The sequence below is a fragment of the Streptomyces sp. NPDC006923 genome (genome assembly GCF_040635655.1).
In the GTDB taxonomy this organism is placed as follows: Bacteria; Actinomycetota; Actinomycetes; order Streptomycetales; family Streptomycetaceae; genus Streptomyces.
Genome location: NZ_JBEYIF010000011.1, coordinates 1 through 16,189 on the forward strand (window position 1 = coordinate 1; position 16,189 = coordinate 16,189).

A 16,189-nucleotide genomic window follows, 5' to 3' on the forward strand; every position below is an offset into this window, starting at 1 on the left:
GGACCGGCAGCGACAGGGCCGAGACGGAAAGGCAGTCCCCGTGCGCAGTGTCGGAGTGGAGGAGGAACTCCTCCTGGTGGACATGGAGACCAACGGGCGAGAAGTCGCCACGCCGGGTCGTCACCCACAGGAGCGATCGCGGCACGGAGGGGCGGTGCGTGGACGCACCGCCCCTCCGGTCGTCCGCGGTCGTCCGGTCGCTGTACGAGCCGTCAGACGGCCGCGTGGTCACGGCGGCGACGGCGTATCAGGCCCGTCCCGCCGAGGACCGCGAGCAGACCGGCGCCGACCGCGGCGGGCACCGCCACGGAGGCCGGCATGGTGCTGGAGTCCGCCGCGAGCCGGGCGGAGTCGACGCCGCCGGCCGGGCCGGTGATGGGCAGCTCGACCGGCTTGGTGGTGTTCTTCCTGGGGATCGCCACGATCTTCGACACCGCGCCGTGCTTGTCGAGCAGCACCTGGACGTTGTTCGGCTTCTTGAAGTCGAAGGCGTTCAGCAGGGTGCCGGCGCTGGTGTCCAGCGAGCCGTCACCGATCGTCCCCGTCTTCCAGTTCCGCTCGATGAACGAGGTGATCGACGTCTGCTGGGTGAGCGTGTGGTCGATGTGGTTCACCTTGGAGTACGGCGAGATCACCAGCAGCGGCTGGCGCGGGCCGGGGCCGCAGCGGTCGGCGTAGCCGCCCTTCGCCTTGGGGCCCTGCCGGCACGCCGTGCTGTCGGCGGGCAGGCCGTTGGACCCCTGGGTGGTGTCCTTGGAGCCGTTGAGCACCGGCGGCGAGACATGGTCGTACCAGCCGTCGGAGTCGTCATAGGCGATGACGACGGCGGTGTCCTTCCACTCCGGCGACTTCTGGATCTTGTTGATCGTCGAGATCAGGAAGTTCTGCTCGTCGATCGGGTCCGAGTTGCCCGGGTGGCCGTCCTGGTAGGCGGCGGCCTTGAGGAAGCTGACCGCGGGAAGCCGCTGGGCGGCCAGCGCGGCGTCGAAGTCGGTGAGGTCGTAGTTGTGGTTGGCGCGGCCCTGGTGGCCGATCTCGTCGACGGAGGCCGGCGCCAGGTGGTGCGGGTTCGACGTCGACTTGTAGTACTCGAACGGCGAGTGGTGCGGGCTGTAGTCCACGACCGCGGCGCCGCCCACATTGGTGTGGGTGGTGTCGCACTTGGCGTAGGTGCCCGGCGTACCGTCCCAGGCGGTGCTCGGACGGAAGCCGCCCTGGAACCAGCCCCAGCTCACCTTCTGGTCGTTCAGCAGGTCACCGATGTTCTTGCCCCGCATGGCGGCGAGCGAGCTGGTGCTGGTGTGGTCCTTGCCTGAGCAGTCGTCGTACGCCGGGTCCGGGTCGTTGACGACCGTGCCGACGCCCTTGGCGTCGGGGGAGGACAGCACGGCGGTGTCCGGCCGGGCGGTCTTCTCCGGCTTCTCGGTGCCCGACGCGGGGTCGACGGAGACGGCGCCGTGCGTCTGGCCCGAGATGAGGTTCAGCGCGCCGGGCGTGGAGGGACCGAAGCCGGTGCTGTAGGAGTTGTCGCTCAGCGTGTAGTGCTGGGCGTAGTTCCACAGCGCGGTGACGGTGTTGCCGTCGTAGTAGTCCATGACCAGGCCCGGCTCGCCGAACAGACCACCGGAGCACTGCGAGGACTCAGTGTTCTCGACGAACTTGTCGGCCTTGCCGTTGTTGTACGCGAGCTGCTCGGGGCTGTAGCCGTGGTTCTGCGAGCAGGTCATGGCCTGGGACGGCGAGAGCCGCTTGGGCGCGTACTGGTTCGGGTTCTTCTTCAGCAGCTTCGCGTTGACCAGGTTGTTCACCGATGTGGCGGGGGTCTTCGACGACGCGGTGAAGGGTGTGCCGTCGGTGTTCGCCGCCTTCGGGTAGGTACCGAAGTAGTGGTCGAACGACTCGTTCTCGTCGAAGAGGACAACGAGGTGCTTGATCGGGGTCTCGGTCTTGGCGCTGTTGTCCTTGGCCTTCTCGATGACGGCCGCGGAGGCGGGGGCCACCGAGCCGCCGAGCGCGATCAGGGCCGCGGCGGCGGCGAACACGGCTGCTCGCCCCGTCCCGCGCCGGCCCGGCCGGGCCTTGGCTTCTGCACTGAACATGTGTTGCCTCACGGTGGGGTGCGCACCCACCCGCCCCCCCTCTGGTGTCGGGTCGTGCGCTCTCGGATTGACTCAGCGATGCTCGGCCACCGGTGCGGCCCCGGGCGTGACCCGCCCGTGGATCCGGAATGAACGCTTGGTCAGCGAACTGCCATATGTCCGTATCGGAAAGGTATTGCCGCAGGTCAGGCGAGTAGGGCCCGGCCCAGCCAATCGGTGTCGCCGCGCACTCCCGGCAGCGCGAAGAAATAGCCGCCGCCATAGGGCCTGATGTAGTCCACCAGCGGTTCGCCGGCGAGTCTCCGCTGTACGGCGGCGAACTGCCGGTCCAGGTCCTGCTGGAAGCAGCAGAACACCAGCCCGGTGTCGAGGTCGCCGTTGTCCCGCACGCCCCGGTCGTAGTTGTAGCCGCGCCGCAGCATCCGGCTGTCCGCGGACCGAGGGGTACGGGGGTTGGCCAGCCGGACATGGGCGTCCAGCGGAATGACGTCGCCCTTCGGGTCCTGCTCGAACCGCGGCGCGTCGCTCTCCCGGCGGCCGTCCAGCGGGGCGCCGGTGTCCCGGGCCCGGCCGATCATCCGCTCCTGCTCATGGAGGGAGACCCGGTCCCAGAATTCCACCAGCATCCGGATCAGCCGCACCACCTGGTAGCTGCCGCCCACCGTCCAGTCCGGCTCGCCGGTACCGGCGGGCACCCAGACCAGCGTGTCCATCGCGCGGTCGTCGCCGGTGTCGGGGTTGGCGGTGCCGTCCTTGAAGCCCATCAGGTTGCGGGGGGTACCGGACGGCCGGGGCGGTGAGACAAAGCCCTCCATCCGCCACCGGATCTGCATCGCGCCCCGGGTGTGCCGGGCGATGTCGCGCAGCGCGTGCGCCACGGTGTCGGGATGGTCGGCGCAGAGCTGGAGCAGCAGATCACCGTGGCACCAGGCGTCGTCCAGGTCGTCGTCCGGGAAGACGTCCATCGCCCGCAGCCGGCGCGGGCGCCGCGCCTCCAGCCCGTACCGGCCGTCGAACAGCGAGGCGCCCACGGCGACCGTCGCGGTCAGCCCGTCGGCGGGGACGACCGGTCCCAGGACGCCGGAGTCCGGCTGCGGCCCGGAGATGCCGAGCGGCTCCGGGACGCCGCCGCCGGTCAGAAAGCGCAGCCGCCCGGTCAGCGTCCGCATCAGCTCGGTGAGTTCGCCGCGGTCGCGGGCCGTGATGTCGAACGACGTGAAGACCGCGTGCCGCTGGAGGGGAGTGAGGATGCCGGCCTGATGGGCACCGTGGAACGGGACCACATGACCCTCGGAGGAGCGCTCACCGTCCGCCGCTCCGGCGGTGCCGATGCCGACCGCGCCGGCGGCCGCGCCCGCGGCTCCGGCGGCCAGCGCCCTCCGCAGGAAGGAACGCCGTCCCACCCCGCCCGGCGCGCCGGATCCGAAACCGGCCGGGCAGCCGGCGGAACCGCTTCCGGCCGGGGCGCCCGCCGCGCCGGCACCGCCGGTCGTACCGTCGTCCGCCGGGCCTCCGCCGTCTCCTCGCAGGGTGCCGCCGGTCACGATGTCCTCCGTACGTCGAAGATGACGGCCACCGGTGCCAGGCGCTCCGCCAGCTCACCGAAGTCGGCGTTGACGCGCTCCCGCTGGGCCCGGGTCAGCGAGCCGGGCGGGCGCCAGGCACCGTCGGAGCGCAGGGCGTCGAGATCCTGTCCGGCGGCCCGCAGTCGGCTGTCCAGCCCGGACAGCCCCGGGTCGCGTGGTGCGAGCAGCGGGCGCAGTACCTTCAGGAGTTCCGCCGTGCCGTCCAGGCCGGCGCGTGCCGTCGCCAGCGAGGTGCCGCTGCCGTAGTCGGAGCGGCCGGTGAGGTCGGCCTGGATGCTGTCCTCGGTGATCTCGTGGGCGCGCAGGCCGGTGTCGAGCGGGTCCATCCTGGTGTCCGCCCACTGGTCCCGCAGTGTGCGCAGGTCGTGGGCCAGCCGGTCGGCGGGGCCGCGCAGTTCCCGTGCGGACTGGCCGTGCCAGAGTCCGTACTCCACCCGGTGGAAGCCGGTGAACCCCTGGTCGCGCACGCCGTCGGGCAGGCCCGCGTCGGTGCCGTCCACGGCGGCGCCGAGATCGCCGAACGCGCCGTACGCGCCGCCGAGCCGGGTGTACGCCTCATGGGCGGGGAGCCACGCGGCGCGCGCGGCGGACAGATCGCCCCGGTCCACCGCGTCCCGCAGCGTGTCCGCCTTGTCCACCACGTCCCCGAATCGGTCGGCCACCCAGCGCTGGTAGGCGAGCGTCGGCGGGATCAGGTCGTGCCGGCTGGCCGGCCGCACGGCGGGGCCGCCCGTGGCCGGGCCACCGGTGATCCGCACGGCGGGCCCGGTGACGGCCGCGGTGTCCTCCACCAGACAGCGGAAGGTGTAGCTGCCGGTGCCCAGTCGCGCCTGGATCGGCCGGGTCGTGCCCGGGGCCAGTCCGTCCAGCTCGCCGAGGAGCGCGCCCGAGCTGTCGGTGAGATAGACCTCGGTGGCATCGGTCGTGACGTTGTGTACATCGAAGACCTGGAGTCCGGGCCGGGCGTCGTGCCAGCCCCGTCCGCAGTCGGCAGCCGAGTCGGACGCCTCCACGGCGGTGTGCGGCAGGCCGTCCGCGTACACCCGGGCCGGCGCGGGGCCCCGGTCCCCGTCACCGGTGAGCGCGAGCGCGAGGCCGCCTCCGGCACCCGCCACCACCAGGCACGCGGCAAGCAGCGCCCATCCGCGCCGGGAGCGGCGGCCCGGCCTCCCCGTAGGGGGCGCGGGCGCGGGCTCCGGCGGATGCTCCGAGGAGGAGTGACGGAGGATGCGGCGTTTCGGCACGGTAACGGATGCTAGTTCCGGCCCTTCGGGGCGATGCGGCTGGACGGTGAAGTTCCGCTTAAGTTCTGGTGCGGCCGGGTCCGGCAGGTCTCGCGCACGGACGTGAGCGCGCGCTATCCGGCGGCGAGGCCGCCCAGGACAACACCGAGCAGGGCGCCCAGGATCATGAACGGACCGAAGGGGATCGCCGATGTACGGCTCGCCCGGCGGAGCAGCATCAGGGTGACCCCGTACAGCGAACCCAGCAGAAACCCGGCGAAGGCGCCCGCGAACAGCACCGGCCAGCCGTACCAGCCGAGCACGACCCCGAGGGAGAGCGCGAGTTTGACGTCGCCGAAGCCCATCCCCCGGGGATTGATCACGAACAGCGCGAAGTAGCAGGCGCCCAGCACCACCCCGCCGAGCAGCGCCGTCGGCCAGGAACCGCCGTCGCCGGGCAGCAGCGCGGCCGGGCCGAGCAGCACGGCGGCAGCGGCGGCCAGCGGCAGGGTCAGCCGGTCGGGGAGCCGGTGCACATTGCGGTCGACGAGCGCGAGGAGCAGGGCGAAGGGCGCGAGGAGCAGCCAGACCGCGAGCTCGGGGCGGGGGCCGGTGGCCGCGGCGAGGGCCGCGCAGACCAGGGCGCCGATCACGGTGACCGGCAGGGAGGGGGCGTAGCGGACACGGGCGCCGCCGGTGGGCGCGTCGGCGCCCCGGCCCCCCGGGCCGCGGTCGCCGGTGCCGCTGCCGGGCCGCCACCGGATACGCGCGGGCCCCGGGCCGGCGGGCACGGCCGCGTCGCAGGTCGCGCATCCCGCGCCGCCGAGCCACCCGCGAGCGGGGCCGGTGATCGGGTGCCCGGCCGGGCAGCCGTCGCGCCACTCGTCGTCCGGCTCGACCGAGAGACGGTACGCGGCGCGCGGCAGCAGCCGCCCGGTGACGGCACCCCAGAGGACGGCGACGGCGATCAGCGTGGCGTACACAGCGACGACCCTAGGCGTGTTTCGAAAGGAGCGCCGCCCGTCCCCTGGGGCGGGGCTCGCGGCGCCTGGTGCGTGCGATCGCAAGGCGGAGGATCGTTCGCGTACTGGACATACTGTTACGACTGGGACGACTGGGACGACTGGGACGACCCCGACGACCCCGACGACCCCGACAACGCGGCGAGCGTGCGGGCCAGGTGTCGCGAGCCGGGCGGGACTTTCGCAACACGCCCGAGAGCGGAGGCCGGCCGCGGTCCTGGGTCCTGGGGCCCAGATCCGTCCGCCGGGGCCCGGCGCGGCACGCCGGGCGCTACGGTCTGGGGCCATGGGGAAATGGCGTGACGGACACGGGACGTTGACGGTCGCGGGGCGGGACGGATCGGTGGATCTGGAGATCGCCGCCTCGTACCGGGCCCGCAGGCGGGGGCTGCTCGGACGCGACGGGATCGACGGCGCGCTGCTCCTCACGCCGTGCAACAGCGTGCACACCTTCCGGATGCGCTTCGCGCTCGATGTGGCCTATCTGGACAAGGAGTTGAAGGTCCTCCAGGTCCGGACGCTCAAGCCGGGACGGCTGCCGCCGCCCCGTCTCCGGGCGCGCCATGTGCTGGAGGCGGAGGCCGGGACGATGGCGCGGTGGGGCGTACGGACCGGTGCCCGGCTGGGGCTGAGGGGGGACGACGGGCCGACTAAGTGAGTTTGGCGGCCTGCGCCGTGAGCAGGGCGTCCGGGATGCGCGGAGTCGTGCCGTCCTCCAGGTTGGCGGTGTAGAACGTCGCCACCGTGCCGCCCACCCGCAGGACATGGAAGACCAGCGGCACCGGATCGCCGTCGAAGTCGCCCGTCACCTGGTAGGCGAGCGTGTCGTCACCGGCCCTGGGCGCGGCGAGCCGTTTCACCCCGGTGTATGTGGAGGTGCCCTCACCGCCGGCGCCGCTGAAACCGTCCTCGCAGGCCGTGACCGCCGCGCGCAGCCTGCTGAACAGGACGGCCGCCCCCTGTGCGCCGTGTGTGGTGAGGAATTCGAAGACCGCGGGGCGGCCGTTCTCCGCGCCGATGAGCTGCCGGTACACGGCGGCCTTCGCGAGCGGCTCCGGGCGGCCGTTGATCACCGCCACCAGAGGGGCGCACTCGGACCTGTCGGCGCGCTCACCGCCCGCCGGCGGCGCCTCCGCCGGAGTGACCGTGAACTCCGGTACGTCGCCCGGCGCGAGCACCGCCCGGTCCAGCTCGGCCCTGGTCAGCACCCGCCCGCCGGCGGCGCCCGCGCCCGTCACGGCCGGCTGTGGCGACCGGGTGGCCGGCCGGTCCGGTGCGGGCGCTCCGGACCGGACCGGACCACTCGTACCGGTGTGCTTCGCGGGCCGGTCCCCCGCCGCGCTGCCGCCGGAAGTCTCCGCGCCTCCGCAGGCGGCCACGAGCCCCAGCGTGAGAGCGACCGCCGTCGCGGCGAAGGTGACGCGCTGCCCCATACCCACGGTGCCGGCCCTCATCCGTTGCTCCCTCTCCGCTTCCGCTGAGCGCCGCCGGGGTGACCGGCGGCGCTCAGCGGAAGCTAACAGCCCTTCTCACCGCCGCGCATGGGCCCAGGGGCCCAAAGCCGTCCGCGCTCAGCCCTACGGCCGCCGTTCCGGCACCGGCCGCAGCGCGGGCCAGCGCGCGAGCATCCTGGCCCTCAGTTCCGTACTGAGCCGGCCGAGCCCGCCAAGTGCGGCGCTGTCACCGGTCATCCGCGCGACCACGCCGAGGCGGTGCAGCAGCCGCTGCCGGGCCGTGGCCGTCCCCCACTCCCAGTCCTCGCGCGTGAGCCGGGCGAGTTGGTCCACGGTCTCCCGCTGGGCGCGCTGGACGAGCGCGTCGCCACGGATCAGCCAGCCCGCGCAGGCGTCGGCCAGGTCGCCTTCCGCTTCGAGGCCGGTCGCGTCGCGCCAGGCCGCGCGGTAGGCGGCCTCCGCCGTGTCCAGCAGCGGCTCCGGAGCGGCGGTGACACACCAGCAGGTCGGGAAGCCGATCCGCAGATAGGCGAGTTCCATCAGGCCGTCGCCCAGGGAAGCCTGTTCGAAGTCGACGAACCGGATCCCGTCCTCGGTGTGCAGATCGTTTCCCGGACAGGGATCACCGTGCAGCAGGGCGGGACGGCCCGGCGGCCGGCCGAGGCGCTCGGTCAGCGCGCCGAGTTCGTCACGGACGGCCGACGGTGCGGCGGCGCCGAACGCGCCGGCGAGCGCGAGGAAGGACTCGATGTCGTCGCCGGTCGGCCCCTTCCAGCGCGGCAGCGGCGCGGCACCGTCGGCGGGAGCGGCGGCGTGCAGCCGGGCCAGCGCCGCCGCGTACGCGACCTGCCATCCATTGGCCGGTGGCCGGTGCTCCAGCCACTCCAGGACCAGCACCCGTTCGCGCTCGTCCGTACCGAGCAGCCGCGGTACGACGGAGGGCCCGACCCGGCCCGCGAGCCGCAGCCCGGCGACCTCGCGGGCGTACCGCTCGGCGGCGCCGGGGCCTTCGGTGAGCTGTTTGACGACGGCGGGCGTGCCGTCCGCGAACTCGACCCGCCGGACCAGCGAACGCGGGCTGCTGCTGAGTTCGCGCACCCGCCCCGGGACGCCCAGCGCGGCCCGCAGCTCCGCCCCGAAGGGCACTCCCGCCACTCTCATCCGCCGCTCCCGGGGCCCTCGGGCGCCGACCCGCCGGGCGGTGGTGACGTGCCGGGCGGTGAACCGCCGGACTGCGAACGACCCGGTGATCCGGATCCGGCGGGCCACGGCAGCCGCCGCGGCCGTCGCCGCCACCACCAGCCGCCCCCGCCCGGTCCGGGCGCCCGCGACATCGATCCGGTGTCGTCCACCGTGTACCTGCGGAACAACTCGTCCAGCTCCGCCACGGCACGCAGCAGCGACTCCCGCTCCGGGGACGCGCATTGGCCGATCTGCCGGTCGAACGCGTCGCGCGCCGACAGATCCTCCGCGTACAACTCCGGCAGATAGCGGCCGGACGGCGCCCAGCCGCTCTCCATCCGCCGGCCGAGGCGCTCCCAGACGAAGAGCGACACGGCGGCCGGGCTGTCCGAGCCGAGGGCCTCGGCCACCGGGGCCGGGACCGGCTCGGACCGGAGGATCTCGGCGAGCGGAGTCACCTCGGCGCCGGGAAAGGCGGAGACCGCCGTCTCGACGGCGTCGACGGTGTAACGCGGCGGCTCGTCGTCCGACGCCACCAGCCGGGCCCTGGTCACCGTGCCCCACGGGTCCGCCAGCCAGTAGGTCTCCGGGTCGGCCCGGTCGTCCGGATAGAGGACCGCGACCCCCGTACGCCCGGCGAAGGCCGCCGCCAGCTCCGCCTCGCTCGACGGCGCGCCGGCCGGCCGGGCACCCGGCTCGTCCCGTACCTGGATGTCCAGGCTCATCACCACGTCGCCGCGCACAGAGTGGTACGTACAGAGCACCGGAGCCTGCCAGTCGCGCCCGGCCTGGTCGTCGTCCTCGCGGCGGACGTCCGCCCGCCCGGCCGGCACCCGCGCCGCGTCCGTGAGCCCCGCCGCGAGCTCGGCCGGCTCCAGGCGCCGGCCGAGCAGGAAATTGCAGATCACTTGTACGTTCCCTCGTAGATCTCTCTGGCCTTGGCGACCGCCTGAGGATTGTTGGTGAACTTCGGGTTCTTCTCAAGCTGCTGCAGCGACTTGGGATCACCCTTCGCGATCAACTGGAGCGCGGAGTATTCGACACGGTCCAGATTGACGAGTCCCGGGCCGTCCTTCGGGAAGACCGTGCCGTTCGGCTTCACCTCGTAGGAGCGGCCGTTGATGCGGTACGTGTTTCCGTCGGGGTCCAGTCTGGCCCTGCCCTCGGCGATGCCCTTGATGTCGTCGTCGACCTGCTTCTCCATCCCCCGGAGGATGATCGTGTTCGACGGCTTCACCTCGCCGTGCGCGGCGCCGCCGACCGTGTGGCGTTTGTTGGGCCGTTTGAGAGTCTTGCCCGCGGCGGGGCCCTGCACCCCCTCCGCCACGGACCACTCGCAGTCGTTGTTGTGGACGAGCGCCGCGGCCGTGCCGACACCGACGTAATAGGTGTGGATGCCTTCGACCGCCAGGTCGTAGGTCGTCTGCCGCTGGGTGTAGTGCCTGGTGGCGAGGACCTTCAGCGAGCCGCCGCGCTCGGTCCGCAGGACGTCGCCGGGCCGGATGCCACCGGCGGCGGCCCAGCGGCGCCGGTCGGTGAGCCAGAAGGGGTGGGTGTCCGTGGCGGTGACGAGCGCCGTACCGGAGCCGGTGCGCACCGCCAGCCGGGTGAACTCCTTGTCGGCGTGCGTCACAAAGGTGTCCGTCACACTCCTGGCCGTCGTCCGCCCGGTGACCGGGTCGGTGGCGCTGACCAGATCCCCGGTCCGTACCCGCTCGATGGGCCGGCGACCGCCGTCGGCGAGGAGCACCGGGGTACCGGAAGGGAAGCTGTGGCTGACCGGACAGGCCGGCGGTCTGTCGCCGTTGGCGCCGTCGTCGTCCTTCGGTGTGCCCTTGTGCTCGGCGTCGAGTTTCCGCTTCGCGTCGGCGAGCCTGTCCTCGGCCTCGCCGACCTTCTTGCGGTTCTTGAGCAGCCCGGTGAGTCCGTCGTACAGATCACCGCCGTGCTTCTTGAGCTTCCCGACCAGCTCGACGGCCTTCTTCCACTTCCACGGCGCTCCGTACTTCGCCGCGAGTTTGCCGACCGCGCCGCCGATGACACTGAGCAGCACATTGATCAGGGTTTCCGTGCACGCGCCCATGTCGCCCTGGGTGACACAGTCCAGGGCGTCGGTGATGCCCAGCTCGTCCGCCAGGATCTTCGCCAGCTCCTTGGCGGCCTCGGCCGCCTTGTCGGCGTCCGACTCCTCGGCGGCGCGGGCGTCCTGAAGCGCTTTCAGCGCGGCCTCGTAGTCCTGCTGAGCCGGCGTCCTGCCCTCACCGGCGACAGCGGGATCGCCCGCCGGGCCGGCGTCGGCGGGGCGGTCCTCGGCAGGGCCGGCGTCGGCGGGGCGGTCCTCAGCGGGGCTGTCCCCCGCGGCCCCGGCCTCGTTGGCCCCGCCACCGCCGCAGTCGCCGCCCGTGATCCGGCACACCTGCGTCCTGATGCCGTCCGCCAGCGCGGGGCCGACCCCTGTCGCGACCAGCGCACCGACGATCGCGATGACGACCGCGAGCAGACCCACGTACTCCACCGCGGTCTGCCCCGACTGCGCGCGGCGCAGCCCCAGCAGACGCGTATCGGTGCGCGGCAGGCGCTCCCGCGCGCGACGGCACAACCGGCCCACAACCCCCGTTGGCGACATGACCACGACGCTAGGCGGCGAAGGCCGCGCCGTCGTGGGCCCCAGGACCCAATCCCGGGCTCAAGCGCGGGCGTGGCGGGGGCCCGTCCGCGCCGGCACGCGGAACGGGCCCCTTCATGGATGTCTCAGTTCACGGCGGTCCCGCTCCCGCCCCGGGGGAAGGAGACCTCCACACGGCGGTTCTTCTTGCGGCCCTCTTCGGTGTCGTTGTCCGCGATCGGATACTGCTCGCCGTAGCCGCGGATCTCGTAGGTGATCCCGGCGGATGCCAGTTCCTGTTCCAGAATCCCGTGCACGGCCTCGGCACGTTGTTTGGAGAGCACGTCCCCGTGCGCGGCCGAACCGAGGTCGTCCGTGAAGCCGAAGACCCGGACCCTCGTCGCACCCTGCTGCTTGATCTCGTCGGCGATTGCGGCGATACGGGAGTTCGCGGCCGGGGAGAGCTTGGCGCTGTCCTTGCCGAAGAGGACCTCGGCCTGAAGCGCGAGCTTCACATTCTCGTTGGTGTCCTCGCGTCGCTCCTCACCGCCCTCGGACTCGATGACGGAGACGATGTCCAAGACCTTCGCGGGCGCGAGCGTGGCTCCTTCGGGCAGCTTGAGGTCCGAGTCGTTTGCGTCTACTTCGACGGGGGGCGCCGCGGACGCGGACGGATAGGGGTTGTCGTCCGCCATGGCGTTCGGGACGGCCATGAGCCCGAACACGAGGACGCCGGACAGAACGGCGCTTGCCGTTCGCACTCTGGCCCTTCGGCCGCGGACCGTGACGTCGCTCATCAGGAGATCTCAATCGGCGCGTTGGGGAAGCCGGGGAACTGGAGATCAACCTTGGTCGTCGACTGCGGCGGCGCCGGGAACTGCGCGAAGAAGGAGAGACTCTGTCCCGCCTTGATGCTGGGCGTGAAACCGCTCGTGGTCAGCGGCCGGTTGTCAGTGTCCCGCAGGACGTAGTAACGCTTCTTCTCCTGGGAGTCCACCAGTGTCATGGCGGCCACCGAGCGACCCGTCCCCGCGACGGCCTGTTCCTGGCCGCTCCACTGGACCGGGGTCGTGTAGACGCTGCCGCCGGTGTTCTTCAACTCGCCGCTCACCGTGAGGAAGCCACCGTCGTCACGCTTCGCCCCGTGGATGACCATCTCGATCCCCTGGTCGCCCTTCAGGGTCGCGAGGATCTCGCTGGTGTCCGGCAGTGTGGTGCCGCTGTCGGTGGGAGTCTTGTCCTTGCCGCTGTCCGCGGCCGCGGAGTCACCGGTCTCCCGCTGGGGAGGCTCTTCCCCGCCGCTGCCACAGGCGACCAGGGAGACGGACAACGTCAGTGCCGCGAGGGTGGCCGCCGCTGCCCGACGGGGAGTCGCTCCATGCCACATACTCATGAGTGATGTTCCTTTGCGTTCATTGGCGGTCAGTCCTCGGCCAGTCGAACGGCGAAGAGGTCGTTCATGTCGGGAAGGAGGTCCAGATGGGTCGGGTCGATGATCCAGGGCTTGCCGTCGCAGACGAACGTGCCCGGGGACGGCTTCTCGTCACCCCCTTCCTCGCCGCCGTCCGGCGGCTCTCCGGCGTCCTCGTTGGGCTCGAAGGCGCAACGAGGTTCGACGACGGCGGTCGCCTCGGCCTCCGCGTACATGCTCTCGGTGCCGCTCAGAACGGTGTCGCCGACCGGGTCCTGAGACCGCACACTGACCATGACACCCCAACGGCCGTCGTTCAGTGAGGCGCACCCGGTGACCTGGGCCTCGTTGCTCGCGGCGAAGGCGCCTGCCGCACCACAGCCGGGCGGCCCGGTGACATTTCCGTCGAAGATGCCTTCCAGGTAGCCGTCGTCCAGGATCTTCGAGAGGAAGTCGTCCCGTAGCTGATCCCGTGACTCCTGGGCGGCCGCCAGGGCTGCCGCGTCGGCCGCCGACTGGGCTCCATTGCGGACCACGTCGGCCTGGCCGAAAGCGAAGAAGGCCAGGGCGACAAAGAGCAGGCCCACCACCGTTGTGATGTACAGCGGTGTGGCCTGCCCTGTCTCGCTTTGTGGCGGTCGGCTCACCCGCCGAGGACCGAGTTGATCTGCGTGGTGAACGCGTTCGCGATGGTGGCGCCCAGGTCGGTGTTCAGCAGCGCGACGACGATTGCCACCACGAGGATCGTGATGCCTACATACTCGATCGCGCCCTGGCCCGCGTCCCGGCGGCGCTTCATGTGCTCGACCGTCGTGTTCGCCCAGCGGCCCACATAAGTCTTGGTGGCGGCGGCCTTCGTCGTGATGTTCGACATGGTGTTCCCCTCCAGTGTCGGCCGGCCGCTTGCCGGACGACTCGTATGAGTCTTTGTCGTCACTCGCGCTTCCGGCTTCCTCCCGGCCGGAGTCACTGGCGACATGAGAACCGTACGACGGCAAGGCGCTTCGCATCATGGGTCTCAGGACCCAAGTGCGGACCCAGTCGGCGGGCTGGGCCCCGGGCGGAACTCTTCGGGCCCGCAGGCCCGTTACCCGTTCAGACATTCCTTGCCGACCCCCCTCGGGCCATGCCGTGCCAGAGGGCGATGGCCTCGCCGCGACTCCCGGCATTCAACTTGGCAAAGATGCGGTTGATGTGGTTCTTGACGGTCTTCTGACTGATGAAACAGGCGGCGGCGATCTGCTGATTGGTCATTCCTGACGCGATCAGGTCCATGATCTCCACCTCCCTCGCGCTCAGCTCGGAGTACGGGGCACTGGACGGCAGCTTCCCCTGAGAAGAATGTGCCACGTCTGCTTGCGAATGCGAAGCGAATTGCGAAGATTCTTTTGGCCTCGACGCCGAGTCGACTTCCCTTTGGTGAGAACCTGTTGACCGGATCTGCTCGGAATGGCCCGGCGGCGAAGTATGTGCGGATGCAGATGGTTGCATCGGCGCCACGGGCGGCTGCCCGGGCGCTGTGAACGCCGTGCCCACACCCGCCGGAAGCGTTCCGCTCGCGCCCTCGGGTTCCCGGCCGCGTACGGTCGCCAGCAGGGCGCTGGACGCGGAGTACGTGAAGTGCGGCCGCCCCTGTCTGATGTCCCGCACCGCCGCGACCAGTTCGTCGGCCGTGAACTCACCGTGGACGAGGTAGCCGCCCGCACCCAGGCGCAGTGCCTCGTGGACGATCTCGGTCTCCCGGCTGTACGTCATCATCAGCACGGGCGCCAGACGGACCAGGTGCGGCAGGGCGGAGATCCCGTCGACCCCCGGCATCCGGACATCCAGCAGCACCACGTCCGGGCGGTGCCGGACAGTGGCTTCGTAGGCCTGACGGCCGTCGGCCCCTTCCCCGACGACCTCGATGTCGTCGCGGCCGGACAGCAGGGCCGTCAGGCCCGCGCGGACGACGGGGTTGTCGTCTGCCACCACCACCCGCAGCGGCGGGGCGGGGGTCATGTTGTCCGCGAAGACGGGAAGTTGCGGTGCTGCCGCGGGCGGCACGGGCGCGGCGGGTCCCGGCATGCGATCCGTGCTGAGCGGTGCGGGACGCGAGGACGTGTGCTGTGCACCATGGTTCCGCCGAGTCCGGGGCTGCCCAGAACTGTGCGAGATCTCATCCGTCATGGTTGCGGCCTCCTCTCTGTCAGGGAGCGGCGAAGGGAAGGGACAGTGGGGCGGCGTGCCGGACCGTCGGGCGCGGCTGAGCGGGGCCCAGCGCGGAGACGGGCAGATCCAGTCGGACCTCGGTGCCGTTCACAGCGCGGCCTCTGCCGATCCTGATGCGGGCGCCGATGGACGCGGCACGTTCGACCATTCCCACCAGGCCGAAGTGGCCCGCGCGTCTGAGGTCCGCCAGGGAGGTGCCCGGCGGCAGGCCCGCTCCGTCGTCGTAGACGCTGATCCGGAAGGCGTCGCCGACGACACCGGCCGAGACATCCACATGCGTGGGGTGCCCGTGGCGGTGGGCGTTCTCCATGGCCTCCGTGGCGATGGTCAGCGCGTGCCGGGCGATGACGTGCGGCATCGGCGGGACGGGCCCTTCGCCGAGCCGGCGGAAGGTCGCCTTCAGGCCGTGGCGGCGCATGAAGTCACCGGTCAGGGCGTCCAGCTCGGTCTGGACATCGACGCCGCCGTCCAGGTCCGATTCCCGGCGCAGGTCCGAGAGGAGCTCCCGGGACTCCGCGGCCGCTCTGCGGGCGGAGCGTGCGACAAGGGCCGCCTGGCGTTTGACCACGAGCGGGTCCAGACGGTCGGCCGTACCTGCGAGACCGTCGGCGGCCAGGGCGATGCCGTGCAGGGTCTTGGCCACCGAATCGTGCATCTCGCGTGCGAGCCTGGCACGCTCTTCCTCCACCGCCCCGGTGACGGCCAGCCGGGCGCGGGCCTCGGTCAGAGCGTGGGACGCGGCGCCGAATCCGAGCAGCAGGTTGCGCAGCGTACTGCCGACCGCTCCGGCGATCACGCACAGACCGGCTGTCAGTAAGGACGAGGCGTCCATGTCGACCCGGGCGTTGACCCCGTACGCGGCGCCGATCAGCAGCGCCTGAAGAGGCGCGAACACAGCGGCTCCGCGCCAGCCGTACACGAGGCCGGCCAGCAGCGGAGTGCAGACGGTCACATAGGTCAGCGTCGAGCCGGGAGAGGCGCTGAACAACAGCAGCGCTCCGAAGGTCATGTCGACGGCGAGCAGTGTGGGATGGCGCAGCAGCACCGGACCGAAGCGCTCCCAGTCCCGCAGCAGCGCGTAGGACATCATGACCGTGACAAGCACCGCGGCGCCGACGAGCCAGCCGCCCAACTCGGTGTCGACCCCGGCGAGGGCGAACGGCGCGGCGAGGGCGGTCATGGCCAGACGGAACCCGAAGACCTGCCTGCAGAGCGCCTGGAGGGCGTTCACCTGGATCGGCAGCGCGGGCACATGCCCGGGGGTGCTCTCGTCCGTGCCCGGCCCACCGGTCAGGGACGTGCGGCTCATCCATATGGGCATTGGCCCGGTCACCTCCTCCTCTCGGCCTTCGTTCCTCCGAGCCGGGTCTCCTTCAGTCCACTGCGGCTGCCGGTT

The 16,189-nt window shown here is 71.8% G+C and carries 15 protein-coding genes; 1 reads left to right on the forward strand and 14 read right to left on the reverse strand.

The genetic code is table 11. The features are described 5' to 3' along the window. Positions 1 to 212: 212 nt before the first annotated feature. The 4 genes from ABZ707_RS22035 to ABZ707_RS22050 all read right to left on the reverse strand — a co-directional run bounded on the left by ABZ707_RS22035 (position 213) and on the right by ABZ707_RS22050 (position 5,891). Positions 213 to 2,099, reverse strand: coding sequence for an alkaline phosphatase family protein (locus ABZ707_RS22035; RefSeq protein ID WP_360177485.1), 1,887 nt, complete (start codon positions 2,097 to 2,099; stop codon positions 213 to 215). Positions 2,100 to 2,284: 185 nt separating this feature from the next. After that, complete coding sequence (gene efeB / locus ABZ707_RS22040; RefSeq protein WP_360178146.1) at positions 2,285 to 3,502, reverse strand: iron uptake transporter deferrochelatase/peroxidase subunit; 1,218 nt, start codon at positions 3,500 to 3,502, stop codon at positions 2,285 to 2,287. A gap of 137 nt (positions 3,503 to 3,639) precedes the next feature. Beyond that, on the reverse strand, positions 3,640 to 4,929 hold the full coding sequence (locus tag ABZ707_RS22045) for an EfeM/EfeO family lipoprotein (protein ID WP_360177488.1): 1,290 nt from the start codon (positions 4,927 to 4,929) through the stop codon (positions 3,640 to 3,642). 113 nt (positions 4,930 to 5,042) lie between these two features. After that, complete coding sequence (locus ABZ707_RS22050) at positions 5,043 to 5,891, reverse strand: A24 family peptidase (RefSeq protein WP_360177491.1); 849 nt, start codon at positions 5,889 to 5,891, stop codon at positions 5,043 to 5,045. Positions 5,892 to 6,216: 325 nt separating this feature from the next. Here ABZ707_RS22050 and ABZ707_RS22055 point away from each other — a divergent pair, with 325 nt between their 5' ends. Next, positions 6,217 to 6,588 carry a DUF192 domain-containing protein gene (locus ABZ707_RS22055; protein WP_360177494.1) on the forward strand — a complete coding sequence of 124 codons (372 nt, stop codon included), beginning with the start codon at positions 6,217 to 6,219 and terminating at the stop codon, positions 6,586 to 6,588. Here ABZ707_RS22055 and ABZ707_RS22060 read toward each other — a convergent pair. The 10 genes from ABZ707_RS22060 to ABZ707_RS22105 form a co-directional block, all read right to left on the reverse strand. After that, entirely contained in the window at positions 6,581 to 7,384 is an 804-nt protein-coding gene (locus tag ABZ707_RS22060; RefSeq protein ID WP_360177497.1) for a hypothetical protein, read from the reverse strand. The two genes, ABZ707_RS22055 and ABZ707_RS22060, sit on opposite strands and share 8 nt — an antisense overlap. A gap of 123 nt (positions 7,385 to 7,507) precedes the next feature. After that, on the reverse strand, positions 7,508 to 8,545 hold the full coding sequence (locus ABZ707_RS22065) for a phosphotransferase (protein WP_360177500.1): 1,038 nt from the start codon (positions 8,543 to 8,545) through the stop codon (positions 7,508 to 7,510). Further along, entirely contained in the window at positions 8,542 to 9,474 is a 933-nt protein-coding gene (locus ABZ707_RS22070) for a hypothetical protein (RefSeq protein WP_360177503.1), read from the reverse strand. Before ABZ707_RS22070 ends, ABZ707_RS22065 begins: the two co-directional genes overlap by 4 nt. Continuing rightward, positions 9,471 to 11,192 (reverse strand): Hint domain-containing protein, encoded by a 1,722-nt coding sequence (locus tag ABZ707_RS22075; RefSeq protein WP_360177506.1) that lies wholly within the window; start codon positions 11,190 to 11,192, stop codon positions 9,471 to 9,473. The genes ABZ707_RS22070 and ABZ707_RS22075 overlap by 4 nt, the downstream gene beginning before the upstream one ends. A 125-nt stretch (positions 11,193 to 11,317) precedes the next feature. After that, positions 11,318 to 11,884, reverse strand: coding sequence for an OmpA family protein (locus ABZ707_RS22080; RefSeq protein WP_360178149.1), 567 nt, complete (start codon positions 11,882 to 11,884; stop codon positions 11,318 to 11,320). Positions 11,885 to 11,967: 83 nt separating this feature from the next. Beyond that, positions 11,968 to 12,564: a hypothetical protein gene (locus tag ABZ707_RS22085; protein ID WP_360177509.1), complete on the reverse strand. Its 597-nt coding sequence runs from the start codon at positions 12,562 to 12,564 to the stop codon at positions 11,968 to 11,970. 29 nt (positions 12,565 to 12,593) lie between these two features. Further along, positions 12,594 to 13,229 carry a pilus assembly protein TadG-related protein gene (locus ABZ707_RS22090; RefSeq protein WP_360177512.1) on the reverse strand — a complete coding sequence of 212 codons (636 nt, stop codon included), beginning with the start codon at positions 13,227 to 13,229 and terminating at the stop codon, positions 12,594 to 12,596. Next, positions 13,226 to 13,456, reverse strand: coding sequence for a hypothetical protein (locus ABZ707_RS22095; RefSeq protein ID WP_360177515.1), 231 nt, complete (start codon positions 13,454 to 13,456; stop codon positions 13,226 to 13,228). Before ABZ707_RS22095 ends, ABZ707_RS22090 begins: the two co-directional genes overlap by 4 nt. A gap of 221 nt (positions 13,457 to 13,677) precedes the next feature. Next, positions 13,678 to 14,751, reverse strand: coding sequence for a response regulator transcription factor (locus ABZ707_RS22100; RefSeq protein ID WP_360177518.1), 1,074 nt, complete (start codon positions 14,749 to 14,751; stop codon positions 13,678 to 13,680). Positions 14,752 to 14,770: 19 nt separating this feature from the next. After that, entirely contained in the window at positions 14,771 to 16,102 is a 1,332-nt protein-coding gene (locus ABZ707_RS22105; RefSeq protein WP_360177521.1) for a histidine kinase, read from the reverse strand. Between the last annotated feature and the right edge of the window lie 87 nt (positions 16,103 to 16,189).

Bases quoted from the DNA above. Each gene is read 5' to 3' on its own strand.
- ABZ707_RS22035 (WP_360177485.1), bottom strand. From the start codon at position 2,099: ATGTTCAGTGCAGAAGCCAAGGCCCGGCCGGGCCGGCGCGGGACGGGG.
- ABZ707_RS22055 (WP_360177494.1), top strand. From the start codon at position 6,217: ATGGGGAAATGGCGTGACGGACACGGGACGTTGACGGTCGCGGGGCGG.
- ABZ707_RS22060 (WP_360177497.1), bottom strand. From the start codon at position 7,384: ATGAGGGCCGGCACCGTGGGTATGGGGCAGCGCGTCACCTTCGCCGCG.
- ABZ707_RS22065 (WP_360177500.1), bottom strand. From the start codon at position 8,545: ATGAGAGTGGCGGGAGTGCCCTTCGGGGCGGAGCTGCGGGCCGCGCTG.
- ABZ707_RS22075 (WP_360177506.1), bottom strand. From the start codon at position 11,192: ATGTCGCCAACGGGGGTTGTGGGCCGGTTGTGCCGTCGCGCGCGGGAG.
- ABZ707_RS22080 (WP_360178149.1), bottom strand. From the start codon at position 11,884: ATGGCCGTCCCGAACGCCATGGCGGACGACAACCCCTATCCGTCCGCG.
- ABZ707_RS22085 (WP_360177509.1), bottom strand. From the start codon at position 12,564: ATGAGTATGTGGCATGGAGCGACTCCCCGTCGGGCAGCGGCGGCCACC.
- ABZ707_RS22095 (WP_360177515.1), bottom strand. From the start codon at position 13,456: ATGTCGAACATCACGACGAAGGCCGCCGCCACCAAGACTTATGTGGGC.
- ABZ707_RS22100 (WP_360177518.1), bottom strand. From the start codon at position 14,751: ATGACGGATGAGATCTCGCACAGTTCTGGGCAGCCCCGGACTCGGCGG.
- ABZ707_RS22105 (WP_360177521.1), bottom strand. From the start codon at position 16,102: ATGAGCCGCACGTCCCTGACCGGTGGGCCGGGCACGGACGAGAGCACC.